Source organism: Bradyrhizobium sp. JR4.1 (assembly GCF_040548605.1).
GTDB lineage: Bacteria > Pseudomonadota > Alphaproteobacteria > Rhizobiales > Xanthobacteraceae > Bradyrhizobium > Bradyrhizobium canariense.
Genome location: NZ_JBEPRY010000021.1, coordinates 125,441 through 149,626, shown reverse-complemented (window position 1 = coordinate 149,626; position 24,186 = coordinate 125,441). Strand labels below are relative to the sequence as shown.

Sequence of the window (24,186 nt, the reverse complement as noted above, 5' to 3'; positions counted from 1 at the left end):
CTTGTTTGAGGCTCTACCCGGTCCATCCGGGCAACCCTCGTCGCAACATCGAGGGTGAGTCGCCTCATTTTGTGGGGGGACATACAGTCTAGCGGCCGGAGCCAGCGCCTCGTACTCCAGTCGACGGCGACCTTGCTCAGCCTGCCGCTTGTTGCCAACACCACAAGAGCCTGGACGCAGGAAAAGCTTGCCGGCAGCGGCGAAGTCGTCGTCTTCAGCTATGGCGGCTCCTTTACCGAAGGTGTTCGGCGATCTGTCTATGATCCGTTCACGAAGGCGACCGGAATAAAAGTCCTAGATGTGGTGGCCGATTTAGCGGAGCCCCAGGTCAAGGCGATGCACCAGGCTGGCCGCGTCGATTGTTGCTTATATCGAGGCGGAGGCCTATCCGGCACTGCACAAAGCCGGGATGTTCGAGCCCATCGATTACAGTCTATGGGATCAAGAAGCGCTTGAGGGCGCGCCGCCGCATACGCGTCTCAAAGACGCGGTCGTGGGGCTTGCGTCCGCGATCGTGCTTGCTTACGACCAGCGCCTCTTTTCGGGACCTGGCCCCCAAGACTGGGCAGATTTCTGGGACGTCAAGACGTTTCCGGGACCAAGGGGTCTCGACACTCTCTTCGGTAAGCACGCCATCCAATTTGCGCTCCTGGCCGCCGGTGTTGCACACAAGGATATCTGGCCACTGACAGACGACAAGCTCGATCGCGCGATTGCAAAGCTGAACGAGATCAAGCCGTACATTACCAAGTGGTGGAGCGCGGGCGGTGAGGCGCCTCAGCTCTTGATCAACCGAGAATATGCTGTGGCGGGCGCGTTCGATGGCCGATTGATTGCTGCGATCCGCCAGGGCGCGCCGATCAAATTTGTCTGGGAGGGCGCCTACGTCACCTACACATACATGACGGTTCTGAAGGGGGGCCTAATATGGGGAACGCGCAAAGGCTGATCGCCTTTCTGAACCGCACGCAGATCGCGGCGGGGTGGACGCAGGGCACCGGCTACCCCGGGGCCAAATACAAATCAGCTCAAGTATCTGCCGGCGGAGTTGATCCCGCAGGTCAACGTGAATCCGCAGAACGCTTCGAAGTGCATCATTGATGACGCCAACTGGCTCGTGGAGATGCGACCAACCAATGCAGATCCCATCCAGGAGCGTTGGCTCGCATGGCGAACGCGCTGAGCTCAATTGCTATCAGCCGCCGGGGGAGTCCTCGCGAGCTTGGTCCGCACAACCGGGCCTTGTTGCTCCTTGCTACTCGCGAAGGTCAGTTGGCTTCCTGTTACTCCGGCAGGGAGCGGCGGCGCTCCAGTGCCTATCGCCCTAAAGTGTTAGAGAACAGCTTCAAAGGCGAATTTTCTTATGGCAAGCGAGCAAGCGCAAAAGACCTTCATCAGCTGTGTGATCACGGCAATCCGACTGATCGTTCATATCTATACCCGCGGTCCCACCGCCAGCCCTCGATCTCGATCGACCTCCATCGTGATCTGATGGATTGCATCCGCCTGCGATCGCATTATCAATCTCCTCATGAGCGCCCGGCTGGTTCGCGCCTTCGGACGAGCACCGTAAGGTCGCTAGCCCTGGCACGACGCTAATGCTGTCCGAAAAGGCAGGCGTAGGATATCGAGATCCTCACCCCCGACATCTGCACGCTCCATCTCGAACCATGAAATCGGCCGCGAGGGCATATGCGCATAACGTTCGCAAGGGCGGCCGCTTGCATGAAAGGCCGGATAACGCAGTTTTGCACCGGTCCGATGCGGGTTTTCGTTGAAATGCCGCGCTGAGGCGAGTTTACAATGTTGGCCGTTCGCTTTGAGTGGCTGGCACGGTCGTTGATTGGACCGACCTTCACCAGTGGACTGGCCCATGTGGAGAGAGGGTAGCTAGATAAACAATTCTCAGCTCACCCAAGGCAAGTCCCGATTCGCCTCGCGGCACCCGAACCAGGCGTTTTACGGCGCACCCGTGGGTATCTTGCTCCTTGAGCGGATCGGCCGCAGCGGTGAGTTCAGCCGCCCATTCATTCCCGGCAGCGTCGGCAATGCCAGCACTTGGAGCATACCTGCTCGCTACAAAACCATCCCTGGCCTCTCATTCACTGAACTTGTCGCGCCCGATTGCGAAAAATACGCGTCGGCCGCGGTCCAGGCGGCCATTGAGCTCGTACACGAGGGCGCGCAAATGATTACCGCCAACTGCGGGTTCATGTTGCGTTATCAGGACGCCGTGCGCAATGCCGTCGACGTGCCCGTGCTGCTTTCACCACTACTTCTCGCTGCATTGCTGGGACAAATGCTGCCGCGCGGCAAAGCGCTTGGTATCATCACGGCAAAGGCGTCGTCGTTGACTCCGGACATGTTGGAAGCCGCGGGGGTGCCGGCCGATTCCGACCGTGTGGTCATAGCGGGCCTTGAGGATGCTCCCTGTTTCGCCGCTGCTTTTCTTACAGCTAGCGGCGACCTCGATGGCACTGCTGTCGAAAGGGAAACTGTCGCTGCCGCCGTCGGTCTCCTCAAGGATCGACCGGACATCGGGATGCTGCTCTTCGAGTGTTCGGAGTTACCGCCCTATGCGGCCGCGGTTCAGCGAGCTACAGGCGTTCCGGTCTTCGACTTTACTTCGATGATCGAGTTCGTCATCGGTGGTTTGATACGTAGGCCATTCGCCGGAATCGACTAGGGCGGTGACGTGGTGATTGACTCACGCGCGGAACTCGCCCGCCCGGCGCCTCTTCGGTATACAGTCAGCTTGGCGCATAATCTGAGCTTCCTTGCCGTCACTGCGGCGACCGGCTCGGCTTGCACACCGGTATGCAGTCGGCGCCCAGGGAGGGCCGCCCGGCAATGAGAGATTCCCCTCAACTAAGTCCATGGTTTATTGATCGCGAATGCGGTGCACTCAGGGCATTGTTTACCAGCGCCATGTTCATTGCTGGTTTCTACATCAGCAAAGCTCGCGGGTGCGAACCGCGGCTAGCTTTGGGTAATCGACTTTGGCCCCACCGCTGTCGTAGCAGTTTGCTCAGCGATGGGAAGATCACCTCCTTCAGCGACTCGTCGTACCTTGGCCACAGGCCGCCGAGGCCAGCGCCGGTCCGTGAGCTGCCCTTCCCTGTCGACCCCGCAATCGCCTCTCCCCTCAATTCATCCGTAGCCAATAGCACGATCCGCGCCTTAACTCATTTCTGCGGTCCCGGCCGGCCGCTCCAAGCTTTGTCGACTGGCCGCGCTGCACGAACATTACTCGATCTCCATCGACGCAGATTCACAGCCGCGCCCCGATTTACAACGGTTTATCAGCGACCGAAGAGTACGAAGGCAGTACCTGATTCTGTAGGGTTGCTTAACCGCGGTAAGGTCCATCCGTGTGCGCCGCTGTAGCGCTTAAGAACATACGTAAGCGTGGGCGCAGCAAATGACTGTGCATACCAGGAGGGGTCATGACTAAACGACAGATTTCTCAAATCCATTCGTCCGGTGGCCAGAGCCGGCGCTCAATGCTTCAATCAGCGGCAGTGTTGTTGAGCGCCCCCTTCGTTGCCAAAGCGACAGGTGCCTGGGCGCAGGAAAAACTTGCGGGCAGGGGCGAAGTGGTCGTTTTTAGCTATGGTGGCTCATTTACCGAAGGCATTCGGCGATTTGTCTATGAGCCGTTCACGAAGGCAACCGGAATAAAAGTCGTGGATGTGGTCGCCGATTTGGCCGAGCCCCAGGTCAAAGCGATGCACCAGGCAGGCCGAGTCGACTGGGATGTTGCCTACATTGTCGTGCAGAACTATCCAGCAATGCATGAAGCTGGAATGTTCGCGCCGGTTGATTACACTCTTTGGGACCAGGAGTCGCTCGAAGGAACGCCGCGGCACGCACGTCTCAACGACGCAATTGTCGTTTTCCAAACGGCGGGGGTTCTCGCTTACGACGAGCGGGTTTTTCCAAGCGGTGGTCCACAAAACTGGGTAGACTTTTGGGACCTCAAGAAATTTCCGGGAGCCCGTGGCCTCGAGGCCCTGCTTGGCAAGCATACCATCCCACTTGCGCTACTCGCCTCCGGGCTCGCGCATCAGGATATCTGGCCCCTAACAGACGAGAAGCTCGATCGCGCATTCGACAAGCTGAACCAGATCAAGCCCTATGTCAGCAAGTGGTGGAGTGCGGGCGGTGAACCGCCTCAACTCCTGATCAACCGCGAATACGCGATGACTAGCGCGTTTGACGGCCGTGTAACCGCTGCGATCCGAAAGGGGGCTCCGATCAAGTTTGTCTGGGAAGGGGCCTGGCTCACGTATAGCTATGCAGCGATTCTTAAGGGTGGTCCCAATACAGCGAATGCGCAAAAGCTGTTCGCATTCTTGAACCGGGCGCCGATTGCGGCCGGATTTACTCAAGGCACTGGCTATCCTGGGCCGAATACACATCAGCTCCAGTATCTCCCAGCCGAGTGGATCCGGCTGCTCAGCATCGATCCGAAGAATGCTTCTAAAGTCATTCCGGAGGATTCTGCTTGGCTAGCTGCCAAGCGGCCTGATGGTAAGACGAATGCAGATCACCTCCAGGAGCGATGGCTGGCGTGGCGGGCGCAATGAGCGCTGTAGGCGGGCTTCAGAGAAGTCGAGACAATAGATGAATACGAGCGATTGCTGAGCGGCAGAAAAAGTCTAGCGACGCAGCGAACTGACTTGCTCCGTTCGCCGTGCGGCGATTCTGGTTATTGCCGCAGGATCATGATCGGCATGACAATTTGCGTCATGCCTCGAATCGGTTGTGGTTGCCTTGGTTACGCAGCCGCATAGAGCACTGCGCATCAAATCTGCAAATAGATTTGAAAAAAGCAGAATATCTACTGGCTAACGCTCTTCATCAGCGACAATTTGGCTTTTGCGAACCTATGATCGCCGCGCATTCTTTGTTTAGGAGACGGGACGATGTGCGACGATGCCTCACAGGAGTGGGAGATCCGCTGCGACTTGGCGGCGGCCTATCGCCTGCTTGCACATTTCGGCATGGACGACTTGATCTCCACCCACTTGTCGGCGCGCCTGCCGGGGAAGGCAGACCGTTTTCTTCTCAACCCGTACGGCATGATGTTCGACGAGATCACGGCCTCTAGTCTGGTCGTCGTCGACCCGGCCGGGCATGCCATGAAGACAGAGGACGAGGCAAAGATCAACAACGCAGGATTCACAATTCATTCCGCCGTGCACATGGCGCGTGACGATGCTCATTGCGTGATGCATACGCACACTGTGGCAGGAATGGCGGTTGCGGCTCAAGAAGATGGGCTTCTACCCCTCAATCAGAAATCGATGTGCTTCTACGGCAACGTTGCGTATCACAGTTATGAAGGAGTGGCCCTTGATCTCGGCGAGCGCGAACGTCTCGTGCGTGATCTCGGGCAAAAAGACGTGATGATCCTCAAGCATCACGGTTTGCTGACGGTCGGACGTACAGTTTCCGAAGCCTTCCTCAACATGTTTCTTCTGGAGCAATCATGTCGAATCCAGATAGCAGCTACACAAGGTGGACAAAAGATCGTTCTGCCATCCGACAAGATCGCCTCCCATACCGCGGAGCAATTTCAACGAGAGGGATACAATAGGAGCCCACGTCCTTGGACCGCTCTGAAACGCCGTCTCGATTGCATCAGCCCCGAATACGCCACGTGACGAGGTTCATCGGTCCGCGTGCAGGGCTCCGCCAAACCGAACAGGTTGCGACGAAACAGACGTTCGGCCTGGGTCTCCGGAAGCCACTGCATATGACCCGGAACTCACGCCGGTGAAAGCGTGATGCGAGACACACCAATTTATCAAGAGGACAAGTTCATGCAGCGTGCGAAAGAAGCTGAAGCCCGGCAAGGCGTGCGCTATCAGCGCAACGTCCTGATCCCCCTCAAGGACGGCGTGCATCTGGCAGCCGATCTCTGCCTGCCCGCCGGGCCGGGGAAGTATCCCGTGCTGATGAGCTTCTACCCTTATCACAAGGACGGCCGCATGGGCAGCTCGCACGCCTACGCGAGCCGCTATTTCGCGGAGCGGGGGTACGCCTCGCTGCTGGTCGACCTGAGGGGGACCGGCAGCTCCGGCGGCCTGAGCGAGGCCCACCAGCAGCAGGAAAGCCTCGAAGGCGCCGAAGCGGTGGAGTGGGCGGCGGCGCAGGAGTGGTGCAGCGGCGAAGTCGCCTTGTGGGGCATTTCCTATGGTGCGGAGCTTGCGTTCGCCATCGCGGCGCTCCGCCCGCCGCACCTGAAGGCGATCGTGCCGGTGCACGGCTCCTGGGGTCGTCGCGAGGACGGTGGTGGCAACGGCTGTAGGCGCTGCATCGGCAACGCCGCTTGGATGTCAATGATGCTCGCCCTCGACCTGGTGCCACCATTGCACCAGGATTCCGAGGGCCGCTGGATGCAAATCTGGCGGGAGCGCCTTCGCAGCTACGAACGCGGCGGCATGCGTGAAAACCAGGAGTTCTACAAGGTCAAGGATGGTGCGCCGAAGCGGACCGCAGTCGAGCGCATCGAAGTGCCCACCTTCCTGATCGGTGGCTGGCGCGATTTCTTCCCCCAGGCGATGGTCGATGCGTTCGGGAGCGTGCGAGGGCCGAAGAAGCTCCTCATGGGGCCGTGGCTGCATCGCTTCCCGGACGTTGCGCCGAAAGAGCCGGTCGACATACTGCGTGAGATGCACCGCTTCTTCGACCAGTGGCTCAAGAACCAGGACACCGGCATCACGCGGGAGCCGGACGTCACGGTGTTCGTGCAGGGTCTCGAGCAGTGGAAGCACGAGAGCGCTTGGCCGGTCCCCCACGCGGGCGTCGAGGAGTGGCACCTGCAACCCGGCCATGCGCTGGCCCGCACTGCGGTCCATGGCGATACTGATGACAAGTATCTTGCCGATCCCACCGTCGGCACTGTGTCCACCATGCCCGACATGATTCAGCTCGGTGTCGGTTATCCGCGGGAGCAGGCGGAGGACGACTTGCGATCGCTCACCTACACGAGCGTGCCGTTCGAGGAGGACGTCGAGCTCACCGGTTCGCCCGAGGCTACCCTCCAGGTGGCGCTGGAGGAGGGCGAAGAGCTGCAGCTGGTTGCCCGCCTCGCCGTGGTCGCGCCTAACGGCAGTTCGTCACTGATCACGACCGGCTGGTTGTCCGCCATCAAGCGCGAAGCATCGGACAACGGCGTCGAGCGCGGAGTGGTCGAGTACCGCGTGCCGCTCTGGCCTACGTCGTATGTCGTACCCGCAGGACACCGGCTGCGATTGGCGATCGCTTGCTCCGACTTCCCGTTTATCTGGCCGCTGTGCACGAATCCCACGATCAAGGTGCGGCATGCGGGTTCGTTCGTACGAGTACCGACGGTGCCGAAGACTGCGCAGCAGCTGCCCGCCCCAGCGCTGCCGGTGCCCGATCCCCAGGTGAATCGCAGGCCTTGGAACGTGCCCACGGAGCCGCCAGTCTGGAAGATCGAACGCGACGCCGTGACCGGTGGTGTTGCGGTCCAAATCGAATCCAACAGCGACCTGCGCACGGCGAGCGGCGCCAGCTTCCGCTTCCAGTTGAGCGCACGCGCAACGACCCCCGCGAAGCGGCCTGATGCCGCGTCCGTGCATTGCGAGGGGCGCGTCGACGTACGTATGCCCAATGGAGAGCGCGTCGAGATCCGTACCAGGAGCCACTACACGCAGCACGCTACGGTGCTAAGTGGCGAAGTGACGCTGGACGGCGTCCCGGTGTTGAGCCGCATCTGGAATTAGCCGATAAAGAAAATGTGCGAGCCCGCGCTCTTCGCGAATGCGATGCTTCGCATCCGCGGCCGACCAGGTCTGTCGCCAGAACGGGCGTAAACCCCGGGGTGACCGCGGCGTCACGGGCGGTGCTCGGCCTCTGCAGCGCGGCGCCGAGCACCGGGCCATCGGCGAAATGTCAATCGGGTGGAGCTGATCCGGGGTATCGCAGCGGATGATCCCACCTAGGAATCTGTCGAGGAATTCATGGGGTAAGCCTCGGCAAGAATGCGACGACCTGGGAAGACTTCCCCACCTTCATCGTGTCAACCGCATCCTGCTGCCGATGATCAACGGCGCGATCTACACCCTCGATGCGGGCGTAGGCTTGGTGGATGCTCGACACGGAGCGCGGTACTGATTTGCCCGGAATCCCGAACGAGAGCAGAAGCAGCGCCGCCAGCGGGACGATGAAGAGAACCACGACAAAGAGGGTTCCAGTCAGCAGCAGCCATGCTCAGCGTGTGGGCCTGACCGATGACGAAGCTTGCGAGACCACCGCCTCATCGCCGAAGATGGGAGAGGTCACCGTGTCTGCCATGCCAGCCAGCGCTCCTCGATGTGATCCCGGTTCGTCTTGCCATCGGGGCGCTTCGACCCGAGCCATACATCGTCCGCGAGCACCACTTGCGACGCATTCTTCGGCTCGATCCCAAGCAACGGAACAAGATCGGTCGGCAAATACTTGAGCTGATTAACGTTCGGGCCAGCATAATTAGTCGCCAACGTAAAGCCAGCCGCAGTTTGAGCGCCATTGATGAATGCGAGAAGCTTTTGCGCATTGCCGCTGTTAGGCCCGCCTTTAAGGACCGCCCAATCGGTCAAATGTCGGTTTGCACCATCCCAGACGATCCGGATCGGCGCCCCCTGACGGATTGCGACGATGGCCCGGCCATCATAGCAACTCGACATGACAAATTCTCCGTTGAGCAAAGCCTGAACAGGCTCCCCCCCTGCCTTCCACCATTTTGCGACGTGCGGCCTGATTTCGTCGAACTTCTTGAGCGCCCGGTCGATCTTGTCATCGGTCAACGGCCATCGTTCCGAGGCGGCCACGCCGTCGGCTGCGAGCGCCAACACCATGTCCGACGCGATCGAACGCAAGGCACGCGGTCCAGGGAAAGCCTTGACGTCCCAGAAATCAGCCCAATTCTTTGGGCCACCTTTCGGGAAGGCGCGCTCATTGTAAGCAAGCAACGCTGCCGAACTGAATGCGACAACTGCGTCTTCGCGACGAGCATCCGCAGGTACCCCTTTTAGGGCTTCGTCATCCCAAAGACTGTAGTCGATCGGCATGAACGTGCCGGCCTCATGGAATTCGGCGTAGCGCACTCGGTCAATTAAGGCGAGATCCCAATCGATGCGCCCGGCGGTGGCCATCGCCCGGACTTGCGGCTCGGCAACATCCGCGACAACATCGATGACCTTGATGCCCGTCGCTTTGGTGAACCGATCGTACACGCGCTCGCGGATCCCTTTTGTATACGACCCGCCATAGCTGAAGGCTACAACTTCGCCACTGCCGGTCAGCTTCTCCTGAGCCCAGGCTTTATTGGCTCGCGCCACCCAGGGGGCGCTTAGCAACGCTGCGGTGGATTGAAGAACAGCCCGCCGGTTGAGGCCTTTATTTGGCCGGGTATAAGGTTCTTGCTTTTTCATCACAGTTCCCTCCTTGCTCGTTTGCCCTCCAAACTTCCCTAAGCCCTTCTAACGCCCAAAAACTCGAATATCTTCGATCACACGAAGGAATACTGTATGATGCCGCCATTCGAAGGAGAATTTAGGCCGCATCCGCGAAACTCTGATTTGCGGCGCGTGGCGGCAGTCACCTGGGGCCGAACATCGATCCAGCGGCGACACGCTTCAGCAACAGCGCTCACCGGCGGGACGGCCTGCCATGGCTGCTGCCCTGGCCTGCATAGGGGGACGCCTGACGTCAAGCCCGAGCGCCGTTTCGGCCGGTGAGACGGTGGCGACCGCCATCCCCACGACCAGCGCAAACGTCGTGATGCCGACGCGACTGCCCCGATGACGGAGAACGCAATCTGCCACGCGTCCGACGGCATGATGTGCTTCACGATGCCATGGGTGGCATGGAATCCGATCGCCGCCGGCGCGACAAGGCGATCGCGACGACGAGCTTCAGCCACAGCGGGCGGGTGAAGGTGATCAGAAACTGGCCAATCGCGAAGGTCGCGGCAGCCGCGGCGACGCCGACCAGGATCGCGCCGACGAGGCCGGCGCGCGATCCCGTGCGCCCGCGATCAGGCCGAAGAACGCCGCAAGGCGAAGACGGCCAGCGTGAACAGTACCCAGCAAAGCAGGCCGATGGCCGCGAGGGATGCGAGGATGAACATCATGTGGCCTCCGTGAGAAAGGTCTGACGGTTGAGCCCGCCACCACCACCACGGCGCGACCGCACTATAGCCGAAAAAGCCGGCTGTGCCGGGAGCGGAAATCGTGGGCGGTTTCCGCGGCGCGGCCGGCCGTGTTGCGGCGGTCAAGAGGCGAAAGGATCGACCTCGTGGACGAGCGCGGCGGTGTCGCCATCATACTCGGTCGCAGGCATCGCCGAGCGGGTGCCGTCACCCGCCTGGAAGATGATGATCGCCGCTACCAGGGGGGTGGCGAAGCTCAAGGCAGAGGCGTGTGCGTCGTTGAGGGACATGCGTCGGCTCCTGTTCCGAGCGGAAGACCATCCCCACTAACAGACGCCCGGAGTGTCGGACTGAGCGTTGCAATCACCTCGCAGGCGGAGCCGGAGCGGCGGCATGCTGGCCGAGCCGACCTATGCGGATTCGCTTCGATCGTATCTGAGCGCCTCCAAAGGCAACTATGCGGTGTTAAACGACATCTCTTGCTCGGCCCGCTTCTTCGCCATGAGGAAGTCGCGGCTGTCGATCATCGCCGCGGTGAGATCGCGGTGGTTGACTTTCGATCCGCTGCGCGGGAACCAGGGCTTGCCGGCGTGGCGCTCGTAGTGCTCGCGGCCTGGTCGCGCAACAGCTCGAAGGCGTTCCGGCGTTCGATCAGCGTCTTGGCCTCGGCGATCGGGCGCTCGAGCTCGACCGACTTCATCTCGCTACCGTCCTGTTCCCGTTGCGAGCGCTTCTGGGCCTGCTCGTTTTCGTCCAGCTCGCGGGGCATTGTTGTACGGTCGGAATATGTCTGCATTGAATGCACCTATCGCTTGAATTCAAGAGATGCGGACGGACTGAACCTCCTCCGAGTTGATGGACACCTGTAGTAGGCTCGATGAGCCAGGAGGTGTCGGATGGAAGGACGTCAACGTCGGTCGTTTACGGACGACTACAAGCGGCAAGCAGTTGATCTGGTCGCATCCAGTAGCCGCTCGGTCGGATCGGTGGCCAAGGAGCTTGGCCTTCGCGATTCGGTGTTACGGCGCTGGGTGGAGCAACGTGGGGCCCGGCGGACCACGCGGCAGAGGTCGCCCGTTTGCAGCGAGAGAACGAGCGGCTGCGCATGGAGCGCGACATTTTAAAAAAATCGATCGCGATCTTTGCTGGAGCTCCGAAATGAGATTCCGTTTTATCGAAGATCGCCGCGCCGACTATCCAGTGACGATCCTGTGCGACATGCTCGGGGTCTCGCCGGCCGGCTATTATGCCTGGCGCGCGCGCCCGGAGAGCCGTCGATCTGTCGCCAATCGTGACCTCGTCGACGACATCAAACGGGTACACCGCGACGCAGGCGGACGCTATGGCAGCCCTCGGATTCATGCCGAGTTGAGGGCCCAAGGCCACGGGGCGAGCCGCGGTCGCATCGAGCGATTGATGCGCCGTCAAAGTATCCGGGCCATCATGGCGCGGCCACGCCGGGTGCGGACCACCGACAGCCGTCACGACTTCCCGATCGCGCCGAACCTGATCGAGCGGAACTTCAGCTCCGCCGCGCCGAACCAAATCTGGCTGGCCCACATCACCTACATCGAGACCGATCAAGGCTGGCTTTATCTGGCCACTGTCATGGATTTGTACAGCCGCAAGATCGTCGGCTGGGCGATGGCGGATCATTTGCGAGCCGACCTGCCGCTGACGGCCTTGCGGATGGCCATTTCGACGCAGCAGCCTGGTGCCGGCCTGATCCACCACTCAGATCGCGGCGCCCAAGGCGGATTCAAACGATCGTCGCAACAGCGATCTTGTTCACTCATGATAGCCAATCGTCAAGCGCCTCCGCCGGCGTTTTCCATCCCAGCGTCTTTCTCGGTCGGGCGTTGAGGACGGCAGCAACGGCGGTGATGTCATGGACGCTATGGACGCTGAGGTCAGTGCCTTTCGGGAAGTACTGACGCCGCAGCCCGTTGGTGTTCTCGTTAGTTCCGCGCTGCCATGGACTTTGCGGATCGCAGAAGTAGACCTGAACGCCTGCATCGATCTTGAGACGATCGTGCTGGGCCATTTCGGCGCCTTGGTCCCAGGTCAGCGAACGCCGCAGTTCTTGTGGCAAGGTGATGATGGTGCGAGTAATCGCGTCCCGTACGGCTTCAGCGCCGTGTCCCGCGAGCGCAGGCCCGTTCTTGATGCGCGGAGCTTCGCCGTGCCCCATGAGGCGGCGAAGATGCAGCAGCATCGTGAACCGGGTTGTACACTCGACCAGCGTACCAATCGCTGAGCTGCCAAGACCAAGGATGAGGTCTCCCTCCCAGTGTCCCGGCACTGCTCGATCGGTTGCTTCGGCGGGACGTTGACTGATCATGATCTCCGGCGAGACAAAGCCCTTGCCTCGCCTTTTTACGCGTGCTCTGGGCACTCTTAGCACGCGCCCCGTTCGCAAGCAGGCCGTCAGTTCGCGGCGTAGCGTTCCCCGGCCTTGAACGAAGAGAGCCTGATAGATGGCTTCGTGGCTGATGCGCATCGTGTTGTCGTCCGGAAAGTCGATCGGCAAGCGTCGGGCAATCTGCTCCGGGCTCCAGGCCTTGGCCCATCGCCGATCTCTTCGCGGGCCATGCCGGCGACCGTTCCACGGAACGACCGGACCGGGAACGGAAGCGCCGCTCGGTGCCACGACGACGCCGGCAAGTCTCTCCTCCACATAAGTGCGCAAGGTTTTGTTGAGCGCAAGTTTGGTCAGTTTGGGCCGACATGCCGATCGGTCTGCATGCCACTGGGCAGTCGTCGCACGATACTCCAACCCGCCGCTTCTGGTAGCTGCATTGCGTCGCAGTTCACGGGAGATTGTCGAGGCGGACCGAGCGAGGCGGCGCCCGATTTCTTGCATGGAGTGGCCCTGCACCTTGAGAAGTGCGATCTCCTCGCGCTCGGCAAACGACAGGTGCCGCCCGGAGAGCGGCTTTGCCGAGGATCTGAACATTGCTGGTGGCATGCCGCCCGCCTTTCGGAACAATCTGTATCCGACAGGCTGCGATACTCCGGCTTCAAGCGCAGCTTCTTCACTGCTTAGCCCCGCGGCAATCCCCCGCCAAAATCTGCTCTGTTCGTCACGCCCCGCAACTTGCGGCCGCCCCGGCGATGGCATTGGCGCTCGTCCAGATCGTGCCGATCTCCGTCCTCCAATACTCATCGCAACCTCCAATGTGCGAGTGTTGCGACGACCGTTTGAATCCGCCCAATCTCCTGTATGGAATGGCCCTGCACCTTGAGAAGTGCGATCTCCTCGCGCTCATTCAACGAGAGATACCGCCCGGACAGTGCCTTTGCCGAAGATCTGAACATCGCTGGTGGCATGCCGCCCGCCTTTCGGAATAATCTGCTTCCGACAGGTTGTGACAATCCGGCTTCGAGTGCAGCATCTTCGCTGCTTAACCCAGCGGCAATCGCCCGCCAAAATTTATTCTGTTCATCGCGCCCGGCAACAGAGGGCCGTCCTGGCGACGGCAATGGGGCTCGTCCTGACCGCGCCGATCTGCGCCTTACAACGTTCATCGCAACCTCCAAACTCCTGGTGTTGCGACGACCGTTTGAATCCGCCCAATACGTCTCTATCAAGTACACCGAGCGCTTGGCTGAAGCTGGCGTCGAGCCTTCCGTTGGTAGTGTCGGAGATTCCTATGACAACGCTCTCGCCGAAACCATCAACGGCCTCTACAAGGCCGAGGTGATCCATCGGCGCGGGCCATGGCGCAGCTTCGAGGCCGTCGAGTTCGCGACCCTGGAATGGGTGGATTGGTTCAACAACCGACGGCTCCTGGAGCCCATCGGCAACATCCCGCCGGCCGAAGCCGAACAACGCTACTACGCCATGCTGGAACAACCGGCCATGGCGGCATAACTTAAACCAAATGGCCTCCGGCAAACCCGGGGCGGTTCAAACCGGGCTTGGCCGGTGGGGCCCTCTCGCCCCGCAAAGGCCTAACGACCGGCGCTTTCCAGGTTGCAGATGCTGCTGCGCATGGGTGATTGCGCCGCGGAGACCAAAGATCAATGTCGATAATCGTGAGTAGGTCAACCGGTAGCTGGGCCGGGTGGCGAACTACGCGCGTGAGTGTGTCTTTGCTATCCGGGCAGCATCAGCCGGCCGAGCGCCAAACGAGGCGATAGACGATGAAGTCCGGCCTCCCCGCGCGCCACGCCTATGGAGCCAGTTGCCTTCGAAAGTTTCGGTGAAGAGCTGACCACCGCGCAGGACGACGTTGCAGCGGAAGCGGCGCGCGATCACCAGGAGCTCTACGATCCGCCACGAAGGCAAGCAGATCGTTCTCGCGGCGCTGATATCAGGTTTGGGCACGTTGGGAAACCGTTCCGCATCGCGGATACGGACATGCCCGGACCGCAATAACCTCCGCGGTGATCACTCGGCGACCGGACGCTGTCAATCGGAGTGATACAGGCTCTTGTCGCCGCGCCCTCGAGATGCACCGTGCACGCGCCGCACAGCGCCATAGCCATACCGCATCCGAACTTGGTGCCAGTCATTTGGAGCATGTCGCGAAGCACCCACAGCAGTGGGGTGTCGCCGTCAGCGTCCATCGTATGCGGCTTGCCGTTTACCGTGAGAACATATGCCATTCTGCACCAGTGATATTATCGCGTGTGACGGTAAGGCGCCGTAAGCGCCCCAACGTTGGCGTACATCGGCCGCTCCGGAATAACCTCAGATCGTGCTCCATGGGGTCGCGTTCTACTCGATGGCTGGCGCCATCGGCGCGGGTCCGACGTGCTCAGCTCGGGACCAGGCGCCCCGGCGATTTCAGATACTTCGTTGTGATTGCATCGGCCGCCCAATAGGCCAGAGCTCCGACAGTGCCCGTCGGATTGTGCGACGGGTTTTGCGGAAAGGCGCCGGCGCCCAAAACAAACACGTTGGGAACATCCCAGCTTTGCAGATAGCGGTTGACAGCGCTGGTTGTCGGATCGGCTCCCATAATGGTGCCGCCTGTCGTGTGCGTCGTCTGGTAAGGGACGATCGAATAAGGGCCCTTGCGATAGTTGATGCCCATTTTGTCCGGGTTCATGTGCTTGGCAATGTCGGCTGCACGATCGGTGCAGTACTTCGACATGTCCAGATCGTTTTTGCTGAAGTCGAACGTCATCCGCAGCAGGGGATTGCCGAAGCCGTCCTTATAGTTCGGGTCGAGGTCAAGATAGTTGCTGCGCTGGGCTGTGACGCTGCCGAAAGACGCGATCACGAAAGTTCGGTTATACCAGTGGGCAACCGATTGCTTCCAGCCTTTGCCCCAGCGAGGCTCGCCTGGTGGCAGGTTGCGGAAATCGATCGGCCGTTGCCCCTTGCTCTCGACACAGATGTAAGAACCACCCACGAAGCCGAGCGGCCCATGATCGAAGTTGTCGTAGTTGAAATCATCTATGATCATGGCGCACGCACCGGCGCCCATGAACGGATTGAAGACTTTATCGTTGAAGTGCGCGGTGACGCTGCTGGACATCTGGTAGGCATAGTTGCGCCCAACACTACCCTTACCGGTCTTAGGATCGTAGATGCGACCGATTCCCGAGAGCATCATCAGCCGTGCGTTATGCAGACCAAATGCGCAGAGCAGTACCATATCGGCGGACTGTTCGAACTCCCGACCTTGCGAGTCGATATAGGTAACGCCGGTTGCCTTTTTGCGGCCGGAGTCAAGATTGACCTTAGTGACATGAGAAAGCGTGCGTAATTCAAATCTAGGGTCTTTTAGCAGAAGTGGCAGAAGCGTCGATTGCGGGCTTGCCTTCGCTGACATTTCGCAACCGAAGCGCTCGCAGAACCCACAGTACACGCAGGAGCCCATGTCCACACCCTCAGGGTTCGTGTAGGCCTGCGTAACGTCGGAGGATGGCTGAACATAGGGGTGAAACCCCATTTCCCGCGTAGCATCCTCGAACATCTTCATTTGAAAGCTGCGCTTCATCGCCGGGTTCGGATATTCGCGCGCACGGGACCCTTCGAAAGGATTCCCGCCCTCCTGGATCACGCCTTTGATGTTGCCGGCCTTCCCGGCGGTGCCGCAGAGATATTCGAAGCGGTCGTAGTAGGGCTCAAGTTCGTCGTACGTAACTGGCCAATCTTGTATCGTCATTTCTTTAGGAATGAACGTCTTGCCGTATCGTTCGCCATAGTGGCTGCGGATCCTGAACTCGCTGGGCGCGAACCGATAGTGCTGGCCGTTCCAGTGGACGCCTGCGCCGCCCACACCATTTCCCGGCAAGAACGATCCCCAGCGCCTGATCGGCAGCGCCGTCTGGTCGACGTTGTTGCGAAAGGTGAGAGTCTCGCGGGAGGCGTCCTGCATTAGGTCATGACGAATGGCGAAACGCAATTCGTCATGTATCATCGGCGCGGCAAAGTTCGGGATAGTGTCGCGCATCCCGCCGCGCTCAAGCGCCAGCACGTTGAGTCCCGCTTTTGTGAGTTCCCTGGCCAGCACAGCCCCGGTCCAGCCAAAACCAACAATGACTGCGTCGACGGGTTTCAACTTCGTCGCCATCGGAATTCTCCTTCGACCTGAAAATCAGCTCAAGTCAGCGATGCTTTGGCTTGGTTCGGTGTAAGGCTTGTTGTAAGTCGTCTCGATCAGGTCGACGAAGTTCCCGGTCGCCCCGCTATAGCCAATCATCTTCCACGCAGCCTTATCGCGATTGCCCCCGTAAGCGGGATCGCTGAAAAAGCCTTCCATCACGTTCTGATAAAGCAGATCAAGGAAGAGGCCAGCAGGAAGCGGTCCCGAATCCGCTTTGCCTGTGCCGAGATCATTTAAGATCTCATCGCGCTGACTTTCCGTGATCGATGAAAAGTCCTTGCCGTAGGTCTTGGTGCAGTATGCGTTGATCGCCGGGATGGCGGCGCGATAAGCTTCCGCAGGAGAGAGGCGAACCTGCCATCCTTGTTGGGGCACCCCAGGATGCCATGGACCTTGCATAAACATTTTACCGCCTTGCCCGAAACCGCCTGCCAATTGCTGATCGATGAAATAGGCAATGCCCAAATCGACGCCGCTGGCCGTCAAGTCATCGGCCGGAATCATATGATTGACCGCCGCCTCGACCCAGGTGGCCTCATCGGGATTGAGGAACGTGTAAGCGCGCTTCTCGGGTGGTGCGGAAGTTGCCGTCTGTGCGGGTGAGGATGCATGAGCAGTCTGCTTCGCGCCCATCTGCATCGCATGCTCTGCCGATGCGGGTTGTGGGGCGACTGATCCGCCAGTTACGCCGACGACGCCAATGACGCCCGCTCCAACAACGAATTCGCGACGTTTGATGGTCATGGCTGACCTCGCCCTTCAAGTTGTGACGGCCCGCAAGTGTCAAGGTGCCGCCGGAGTATCAACTGCTCGCGCTGCTGCCATGCCTGCCATGACAGCGGTCTTGCCTGCTTTGAGTTTGGCCGCTGCCGCGGCGTAACCTCCGTCGGCCCCATCAACGAAGTGGACGTGATCTGACCGGATGTTTGAAGGCACGTAACAGGTGAGATGCGCGCTCGTCTGACGATGTGTGCCCGCAACACAAACGCCAGAGAGCTGGGCCGAAACCAGTCGAGCCTCGATAGCGTCTGCGATTTCCGGCGAACAGTCCACCGTCATTTTCAGGCCATCGTCGAACTTTCTGAAATCCGTATTGTTCGAAATCTCTCGTCGATATTTGAGGGGTTTGAACTGGCCCATGCGAATACCTGCCGAAAGAACGAATCGCGTCTTGATGGCTCGTAGTGCATCTGCGATGGCCGTCAGAAGGTGCGCGTGTGAGGAGTGCTTATCAAGCAATCTCTGGATTTTGCCTCCGAGCCAGGCGGGCAACGGACCGCCCTCCGGCAACGGATGGCCCGATCGACGCGAGGAAAATTCGATCAAGGCCAAAACATCCGCCACCAAAGCCGCGTACGACCTTTGCTCTTCGACCGGAATGGCGATGATAGAGAGGATGGTGCCCTGCTCGGTAGGGATTGGCCCGAATCCGCAGTAGAGCCCTGATAAATCGGGCTTGGCATTCAACGGTGCGCGGCGTACTTTGAATTCTCCCTTCTTGAGTTGTCCTTCCGCCCACGCCATGCCGCCGCCGGTGAACATGGCGTACGAGACGTTCTCGGACGCGGCATATCGCGCGACACGAACATCGTGACCGGCTGCGCGGATTGCAGAAACCGGAACGATCGCGACTCGAAGTACAAGATCGAGAGTATCGTCTGCCCATGCCGCAGTTCGCGCCAATGCATACTTCACTTCGTCAAGATACTTGCCGGGGATCGCTACGGTCGCTCCGTCGCCGCCGAAAACATAGGGAAAGCAGAGTTCAGGTAACGCGTTGGTTATGGCGACCAGCACCGCAGCGCCCACCGTGTTGACGGCTTTGTATCGGCCGATCTTGATCGCCGTCGTCGATTGGACGACATCGGCAATTCCGATGAACCAATCGCGCGGTAAGGGGAGATAGCGGTCGAAATGCGTTATTTGTGAGAAGTTATCGAACGGCTCCAGATTGGCGTAGAAATGCTCTGTACTCGCGCTTCCCGTATTCGTGCTTGAGAAGGCGCGTTCATGAGCTGATTTGCCCGTCAAGCTGTCTTGGAGCGTCATTTGCTCGCTCCTTTGTCGTTATCCCAAACCGTCGCAACAGGACCGGGATGCGCGCGTGAGCTTACCAATAAGCCTGTTTCACCGTTAGCTACCACGTCGTCACCGTCAGTGATGAGCTTCCGTTGATTCTTTGTTGCGATATCCTCTTTGGACCACTCGGCCAACTGAACATCCCGCATTCGGTGAATAACCAGCACTGAGCTCGATGAAATGCGCAAGGATAAGGCAGAAGACATACGCTCGCGCTGAACTCGTTTCAGCTTGCTCCAAGAACGACGTGCGAATGATCGAGGAACGCTATGATGTCTCAAATACATGTTGGCTAGCGGCAGCTCGAGGGAGCCGCACACGGCCAAGCTTTGGCCTCACCGGGATGGAAGTAATCATAGGTTGGATAGCCCCGGTACGATTTATCAGTAGGATAACCTCGCCGCACCCGATAGCGCACGTCCGTCGTCGCGGCTAGTACCGCCGCCTTGATCGACGTGCAATTGATCGGAGCAGCAGACGATTCGGCCGTTGCAGCCACCGCGATAGGAACAGCAATCGCGAGGCCGCGGACTTGAATAGTCACGGTAGCTCCTGTTCGCTTTGAAGATGACTATCCACCACCCGACGAGAATGACCTTGCAACGCCGGAGAGGGAAATCACCTCTCGCCATAGAGTCGATAGACGATCGTTATTGCCGCCGCGCCGCGTGATGCCCGAGCGAGGAATGCCACCAGCTGCATCTGTAGAGACTTGCCGCCCTTGGCCCAATCGAGGTCGCGCGTGCCAACGCGCGCCGCCGTCCGAAGCAGATGAAGAGGATGCGGCAGGGCCATTGAAGGATAGGCTTATTGCCGAACTGACGGAGCACCGTACGAAAGTAATAACGTCGATTGGTGCACCGATCGCGCGGAAGTCGGCACTCGCTTAAACCGGGCAAGTCATGCAGCGCCCAAAGTCGTTCCCCTCCTTTGCTCCCCAATAAACAAAAACCGGACGTTGGTTTGTGGCTGTGAAAACTGGTGTTGGTCCCGTTTCCCACATTGCCGACTTCGCGACGGAAGCGGATGCCATGAACTGGATTTCGAACAAATCGGAATACTGGCCCGGCGGACCGAGAAACGGAATCCAAAAGAGACTAGCCTAGCAGAACCTCACTCTCGGCCAGAGGCAATTCGCGGGCCTGGTGGAGATCGGGCTGAAGGCAGAAAAATGAGTCAGGTGCTAGACGAACTAAAAAAGCAAGCCGAAGACGCGGAAACGAAAGCCCTCGCGCTTCCGCAGAATCCCGAGCGCGACCAGCTGCTCTGCGATCTCGCCAACTTCCGCGCGACGCTCGCAAAGCTGAGTCACGAACGTGAAATGGATCAAGGCTAGGGTGGCTGTCCAGGCCGAGGTGCGACCAAGATGGCGTGGAAGTTTCCCGTTATCCACAGTCCCGAGGCTGCCGCAACTTGACAACAGCGCTTGAATTGACCCTGAGCGGGAGTAACCTTCGTCTTTTCCGATTGGCTTTCTTGCGGGGGAAATTCAATGGACAAGATCGAGCGAGCTTTCGTGCTTATTGCACTCACGGGCTTTTACGGCACGATCGCCGGGGTGACGTGGCTGATCGTCGGCTAAGAATGCCTACCGCAAAAAGAAGGGCCCGGTGTATAGGAGCCGACATCAAGCTATTCGGACGCTGATGCGGCGAGCGTTAAAGGCTAAAAATAGATGCCACCCGGGGCGAGCCATCTGCCGACCAGCCCGGAGCGAGATGCGTTGCAGAAGCTGCGCGCGGGACGTGAGCTAACGCCAGGCGGGGTTGACGGCGTTGCTTATCGGCGACGGTAGGGTGAAGTGCAGGTGCTGCGCCACGGCTATGTGGATGATCTCTCGAGTGGCGGCAGATACCCGCATTGAGCGATAATCATCAGCTTCGACCCGCTGTCGCCTTCGTAGATAAGCCGCGCCGCATCCGGCGGCGTGAGACTGTCCTGCGCGCGAAAGGCTACGAGGCGGTCTCTGCCCGGGTTGGTCGGCCATTTACAGGCCAAGGTTCAAGCTGGATCTAGCCGTGACGGCTGGAATCCCAGCCAAGGGCCCTTTCGACGACGCCGCGAACGAAAGCGTCATCAAGCTCTTGCCGCGAAAACCACCGGCGATAGAACAGTGGCCCCGCGATAGCCGCCGTAAGATCGGATGCATCAAAATTCGGGCCTAATTCACCGCGCGCTTGCGCCCGCGCAGCAATCGCGCCGAACCCCGACATCATACCAGCATGAGTGCGCGACTGGAACTCGGCGACTTCCTTGTCGCGCTCGGCGGCGTCAATGATCGAGGGCATCGCGGACGACCACCGGCCTGTCTGCAAGCGTTCAGCGAACCCCAGTGTCAGCGCGGTCAGATCGCCTCGAAAGCTGCCGGTGTTGGGCGTCGGTAGCCGAGGGGCGAATTGCATGACGGCATCGAAGAGAAGGCCTGTGCGCGATGGCCAGTGCCGGTAGATCGTGGTCTTAGCGACGCCCGATCGCCGTGACACCTCGTCGACGCTGACGCCGCTCAGCCCGAACTCTGTGAGCAATTCGTAGGCGGCGGCCAGGCTCGCCAGCTTCACGGCTTCCTTGGATCGCCGTAGCGGCCCCGGTCCTTTGACTGGCTCCCCCTCGCTGCGGGACTTTGTAGACACACCTTGACTCCTCATATCTAGCTACGATACTGTAGCGTAGCTTCAAACATAATGCACACCCATCCAAGGTGATCCTACCATGACTCTCAAGCAAGTCCGACTGGTTACCAATGATGTAGCGAAGCTGACGCGCTTCTACGAGAGCGTCAGCCAGGCGAAGGCCGAGATACTGAGCAGTGGCTACGTTCAGTTCCATAACGAGCCCTGCGACGGACTGGCCATCGTGGAGCAGGCGTCGACGGAGGCATACGGCGCGGGCGTCGCGGAGGCAGGGGCCAATCGTTCGGTGATCCTCGATTTCGAAGTCCCCGACATCGATGCTGAATACGAACGGTTGCAGGACATCGTGAGCGATTGGGTGATGTCGCCGAAGCTCATGCCTTGGGGCGCCCGCGCTATCGTCTTTCGCGATCCGGACGGAAACCTCGTCAATATCTACGCCCATCCGTGACGCCCGCCCGCTTCCCTTGAAGATCACCGAAACCTTTTCACAGAGGCAAAACATGACCGCCTCCGATCCACATCCTAGAAAGCGCGTCGCCGTCCTCGACACCGACATGAGCTATGTCGATGTAGGCGAAGGCGATCCCATCGTCTTCCTGCACGGCAATCCGACGTCCTCGTACCTCTGGCGGAACGTCATTCCGCACGTCAGCGACATCGGGCGGTGTCTTGCGCCCGACCTGATCGGCATGGGGCAATCGGGCAAGTCGCCCACCTATTCCTACTGCTTCGTCGATCATGCCCGCTATCTCGACGCCTGGTTCGACGCCATGAACCTGAGCAGGGCCATCCTGGTCGTCCACGACTGGGGCTCGGCGCTTGGCTTTCACCGCGCCTACCGCCATCCAGATCAGATCGCGGCGATCGCTTACATGGAAGCTGTTGTCCGACCGTTCAGCTGGGACGATTTCGGCGCATCGGCCGGCGGGTTCCGCGCAATTCGATCGAGCGAAGGCGAGCACCTCGTTCTGGACGAGAATTTCTTCGTCGAAAAAATGCTGCCGGGGGCGATCATCCGGACCCTCAGCGAGGAGGAGATGGCCGTCTATCGCGCTCCTTACGCCCAGCGCGAAGCACGGCTGCCGACGTTGATTTGGCCGCGACAGGCCTCCGTCGACGGCGAGCCTGCGGACGTGACTGCGATCGTCCGGGCCTACTCTGAATGGCTCAGCCAGAGTGAGATGCCGAAGCTGTTCATCACCGGCGACCCCGGGGCGGTTATCTCGGAGGGTAGCGCGAACCAACAGTTCTGCCGGACCTGGAAAAACCAGCGCGAAGTCACCGTGAAGGGCCGGCACTTCCTGCAGGAGGATTCGTCCGCCGAGATCGGTGCAGCCCTTCGGCAGTTCGTCATCGAAACACGCCGCTAGGCGCACGGCCAGGCCGGCTAATTCATAACAACATTGGAAAATCATGACCGTTTTAGTTACGGGCGCCACGGGCAACGTCGGTTCGGTTGTTGTCGAGCAACTTGTCGCTGCGGGATTCGACGTTCGAGCGTTCACGCGCGATCCGGAAAAGGCGACGTTTGCGCCAGGTGTCACGCCGTTCAAGGGTGAGCTGCTCGATGTGGACGCGCTGCGCGCCGCGATGGACGGCGTCGAAGCCGTTTTCCTCCTCAGTCCGGTCGTGCCGGACGAGCTGAACGTTACGATTTCCGCGCTTAATCTTATTCGCGAGGCGAAGATAAAGGCAGTCGCTTACCTGTCGGTGTTTCGGGTCGATGAAACTGAAGACGTCCCTCACTTCGCATCGAAGTTTGCCGCTGAGCGCTTGATCACCAAACACAATATGCCGGTGACCATTTTGCGGCCGAACGCATACATGCAGAGCCCGGGCGTCAAGGACGCGCTTGGTCACGGCATGTTCCCGTTCCCGATCGGACAGAAGGGTGTCTCTTTCACCGACATCCGCGACATCGCCGAGGTCGCGGCGCTCGAAATCCAACGCCGGCTCGCCTCCGACGAACCGCTCGGCCCGGAAATCTACGAGGTCGTCGCTGAAGACGTCCTCACCGGGGAAAGCGGCGCGAAACTCTGGAGCGAGGCGCTTGGCCGCCCGATCAAATACATCGGCGACGATATTGACCGGTGGGTCCAGAGCTTGCGGGCCTTCGCGCCCAACTGGATGGCCTATGACTTCAAATACATGATGAAGCATTTTCAGGAGGACGGCCCGGTCTCGAGCGCCGCTGGACTTGAGCACCTGCGCGAGCGTCTTGGCCGCAACCCGCGCTCCTACCACGACTTCGCGGTGGTGAGCGCCAAGCTGTGGAGCGAGGCTTCCAACTAATCAGGAAGAGACGCAGGCCGTGCAGGTCTGCGTCTCGCTCGCCACCCAAGCTTAAATTGAGGACAACCAAATGAGAATCACACGCCATCAATACACGGTGAAGCCGGAATACGTCGCGCAGAACAGGCAGAACCTTGATGAGTTCATCGCAGCGCTGACGGCGGCTGCAGTGCCTGGCCTTTCCTATCGCGTGTTCCTTGAGGAGGATGGGCAGACCTTTCTTCATCTGGTGACCTCTCAAGACGATCCGTCCGCAGTCATCACCGGCCTGCCATCGTTCAAGAAGTTCCAATCGGAATTGTTGGCGAGCGGCCCTGTCGCAAAGCCAGACCAAGTCGGCATGTCGCTCATCGCGACAAGTGGAGAATCGTTCAGGTAGATCGCCGGCCGGTCACGGTCTTCAGCCTTTTAATCCGAGGTTGTCGCAGTGTCCGACGCGCCCTCCTTAGAACAA

Annotated in this window: 19 protein-coding genes and 5 pseudogenes; 14 read left to right on the top strand and 10 right to left on the bottom strand. The window is 59.8% G+C overall.

Annotated features, from left to right (window positions below):
- The first annotated feature begins 346 nt into the window (after positions 1–346).
- From ABIB90_RS31475 to ABIB90_RS31450, 6 genes and pseudogenes are all read left to right on the top strand, one after another.
- Entirely contained in the window at positions 347–949 is a 603-nt protein-coding gene (locus tag ABIB90_RS31475) for an extracellular solute-binding protein (protein WP_354202049.1), read from the top strand.
- A gap of 945 nt (positions 950–1,894) precedes the next feature.
- Complete coding sequence (locus tag ABIB90_RS31470) at positions 1,895–2,686, top strand: aspartate/glutamate racemase family protein (protein ID WP_354202048.1); 792 nt, start codon at positions 1,895–1,897, stop codon at positions 2,684–2,686.
- 760 nt (positions 2,687–3,446) lie between these two features.
- Complete coding sequence (locus ABIB90_RS31465; RefSeq protein WP_354202041.1) at positions 3,447–4,589, top strand: ABC transporter substrate-binding protein; 1,143 nt, start codon at positions 3,447–3,449, stop codon at positions 4,587–4,589.
- A gap of 339 nt (positions 4,590–4,928) precedes the next feature.
- Positions 4,929–5,669: a class II aldolase/adducin family protein gene (locus ABIB90_RS31460; RefSeq protein ID WP_354202040.1), complete on the top strand. Its 741-nt coding sequence runs from the start codon at positions 4,929–4,931 to the stop codon at positions 5,667–5,669.
- A gap of 159 nt (positions 5,670–5,828) precedes the next feature.
- Positions 5,829–7,757 (top strand): CocE/NonD family hydrolase, encoded by a 1,929-nt coding sequence (locus ABIB90_RS31455; protein ID WP_354202039.1) that lies wholly within the window; start codon positions 5,829–5,831, stop codon positions 7,755–7,757.
- Between the two features lie 177 nt (positions 7,758–7,934).
- Positions 7,935–8,127, top strand: a pseudogene (locus ABIB90_RS31450) (3-hydroxybutyryl-CoA dehydrogenase); the annotation flags it as partial.
- Positions 8,128–8,312: 185 nt separating this feature from the next.
- On the opposite strand, the gene ABIB90_RS31445 reads toward ABIB90_RS31450, so the two are convergent.
- The 3 genes and pseudogenes from ABIB90_RS31445 to ABIB90_RS31435 all read right to left on the bottom strand — a co-directional run.
- Positions 8,313–9,446 carry an ABC transporter substrate-binding protein gene (locus ABIB90_RS31445; RefSeq protein ID WP_354202038.1) on the bottom strand — a complete coding sequence of 378 codons (1,134 nt, stop codon included), beginning with the start codon at positions 9,444–9,446 and terminating at the stop codon, positions 8,313–8,315.
- An 841-nt stretch (positions 9,447–10,287) separates the two neighbouring features.
- A complete protein-coding gene (locus ABIB90_RS31440; protein ID WP_354202037.1) occupies positions 10,288–10,455 on the bottom strand; it encodes a hypothetical protein in 168 nt (55 codons plus the stop codon).
- Positions 10,456–10,638: 183 nt separating this feature from the next.
- Positions 10,639–10,928, bottom strand: a pseudogene (locus tag ABIB90_RS31435) (hypothetical protein); the annotation flags it as partial.
- A gap of 133 nt (positions 10,929–11,061) precedes the next feature.
- On the opposite strand from ABIB90_RS31435, the gene ABIB90_RS31430 reads away from it, so the two are divergent.
- Together ABIB90_RS31430 and ABIB90_RS31425 are read left to right on the top strand one after the other, a co-directional pair.
- Positions 11,062–11,289: a transposase gene (locus ABIB90_RS31430; protein ID WP_354202036.1), complete on the top strand. Its 228-nt coding sequence runs from the start codon at positions 11,062–11,064 to the stop codon at positions 11,287–11,289.
- Positions 11,207–12,028, top strand: coding sequence for an IS3 family transposase (locus ABIB90_RS31425; protein ID WP_354202035.1), 822 nt, complete (start codon positions 11,207–11,209; stop codon positions 12,026–12,028). Before ABIB90_RS31430 ends, ABIB90_RS31425 begins: the two co-directional genes overlap by 83 nt.
- On the opposite strand, the gene ABIB90_RS31420 is transcribed toward ABIB90_RS31425, so the two are convergent.
- Positions 11,958–13,331 (bottom strand): IS30 family transposase, encoded by a 1,374-nt coding sequence (locus ABIB90_RS31420; RefSeq protein ID WP_354202033.1) that lies wholly within the window; start codon positions 13,329–13,331, stop codon positions 11,958–11,960. The two genes, ABIB90_RS31425 and ABIB90_RS31420, sit on opposite strands and share 71 nt — an antisense overlap.
- A 41-nt stretch (positions 13,332–13,372) precedes the next feature.
- Positions 13,373–13,693: pseudogene (locus tag ABIB90_RS41690) on the bottom strand (helix-turn-helix domain-containing protein); the annotation flags it as partial.
- Between the two features lie 46 nt (positions 13,694–13,739).
- On the opposite strand from ABIB90_RS41690, the pseudogene ABIB90_RS31410 reads away from it, so the two are divergent.
- Positions 13,740–14,039, top strand: a pseudogene (locus tag ABIB90_RS31410) (integrase core domain-containing protein); the annotation flags it as partial.
- Between the two features lie 533 nt (positions 14,040–14,572).
- Here the strand turns inward: ABIB90_RS31410 and ABIB90_RS31405 are convergent.
- The 4 genes and pseudogenes from ABIB90_RS31405 to ABIB90_RS31390 all read right to left on the bottom strand — a co-directional run.
- A pseudogene (locus tag ABIB90_RS31405) lies at positions 14,573–14,776 on the bottom strand ((2Fe-2S)-binding protein); the annotation flags it as partial.
- Between the two features lie 152 nt (positions 14,777–14,928).
- Positions 14,929–16,695, bottom strand: a complete 1,767-nt coding sequence (locus ABIB90_RS31400) for a GMC family oxidoreductase (protein WP_354202032.1) — start codon at positions 16,693–16,695, stop codon at positions 14,929–14,931.
- Positions 16,696–16,719: 24 nt separating this feature from the next.
- Positions 16,720–17,472: a gluconate 2-dehydrogenase subunit 3 family protein gene (locus ABIB90_RS31395; RefSeq protein WP_009859342.1), complete on the bottom strand. Its 753-nt coding sequence runs from the start codon at positions 17,470–17,472 to the stop codon at positions 16,720–16,722.
- Between the two features lie 39 nt (positions 17,473–17,511).
- Entirely contained in the window at positions 17,512–18,777 is a 1,266-nt protein-coding gene (locus tag ABIB90_RS31390) for a DUF3095 domain-containing protein (RefSeq protein WP_354202031.1), read from the bottom strand.
- Between the two features lie 1,201 nt (positions 18,778–19,978).
- Here ABIB90_RS31390 and ABIB90_RS31385 point away from each other — a divergent pair.
- The gene (locus tag ABIB90_RS31385) at positions 19,979–20,143 is read left to right on the top strand and encodes a hypothetical protein (protein ID WP_354202030.1); all 165 of its coding nucleotides are present in this window, start codon (positions 19,979–19,981) and stop codon (positions 20,141–20,143) included.
- Between the two features lie 676 nt (positions 20,144–20,819).
- Here ABIB90_RS31385 and ABIB90_RS31380 read toward each other — a convergent pair.
- A complete protein-coding gene (locus tag ABIB90_RS31380; RefSeq protein WP_354202029.1) occupies positions 20,820–21,365 on the bottom strand; it encodes a TetR/AcrR family transcriptional regulator in 546 nt (181 codons plus the stop codon).
- Positions 21,366–21,516: 151 nt separating this feature from the next.
- Between ABIB90_RS31380 and ABIB90_RS31375 the strand changes: the two genes are divergently transcribed.
- From ABIB90_RS31375 to ABIB90_RS31360, 4 genes are all read left to right on the top strand, one after another.
- The gene (locus tag ABIB90_RS31375) at positions 21,517–21,888 is read left to right on the top strand and encodes a VOC family protein (RefSeq protein ID WP_354202028.1); all 372 of its coding nucleotides are present in this window, start codon (positions 21,517–21,519) and stop codon (positions 21,886–21,888) included.
- Positions 21,889–21,940: 52 nt separating this feature from the next.
- The gene (locus ABIB90_RS31370; protein WP_354202027.1) at positions 21,941–22,810 is read left to right on the top strand and encodes a haloalkane dehalogenase; all 870 of its coding nucleotides are present in this window, start codon (positions 21,941–21,943) and stop codon (positions 22,808–22,810) included.
- Positions 22,811–22,853: 43 nt separating this feature from the next.
- Positions 22,854–23,732 (top strand): SDR family oxidoreductase, encoded by an 879-nt coding sequence (locus ABIB90_RS31365; RefSeq protein ID WP_354202026.1) that lies wholly within the window; start codon positions 22,854–22,856, stop codon positions 23,730–23,732.
- Positions 23,733–23,802: 70 nt separating this feature from the next.
- A complete protein-coding gene (locus ABIB90_RS31360; RefSeq protein WP_354202025.1) occupies positions 23,803–24,111 on the top strand; it encodes a hypothetical protein in 309 nt (102 codons plus the stop codon).
- Positions 24,112–24,186: the final 75 nt, after the last annotated feature.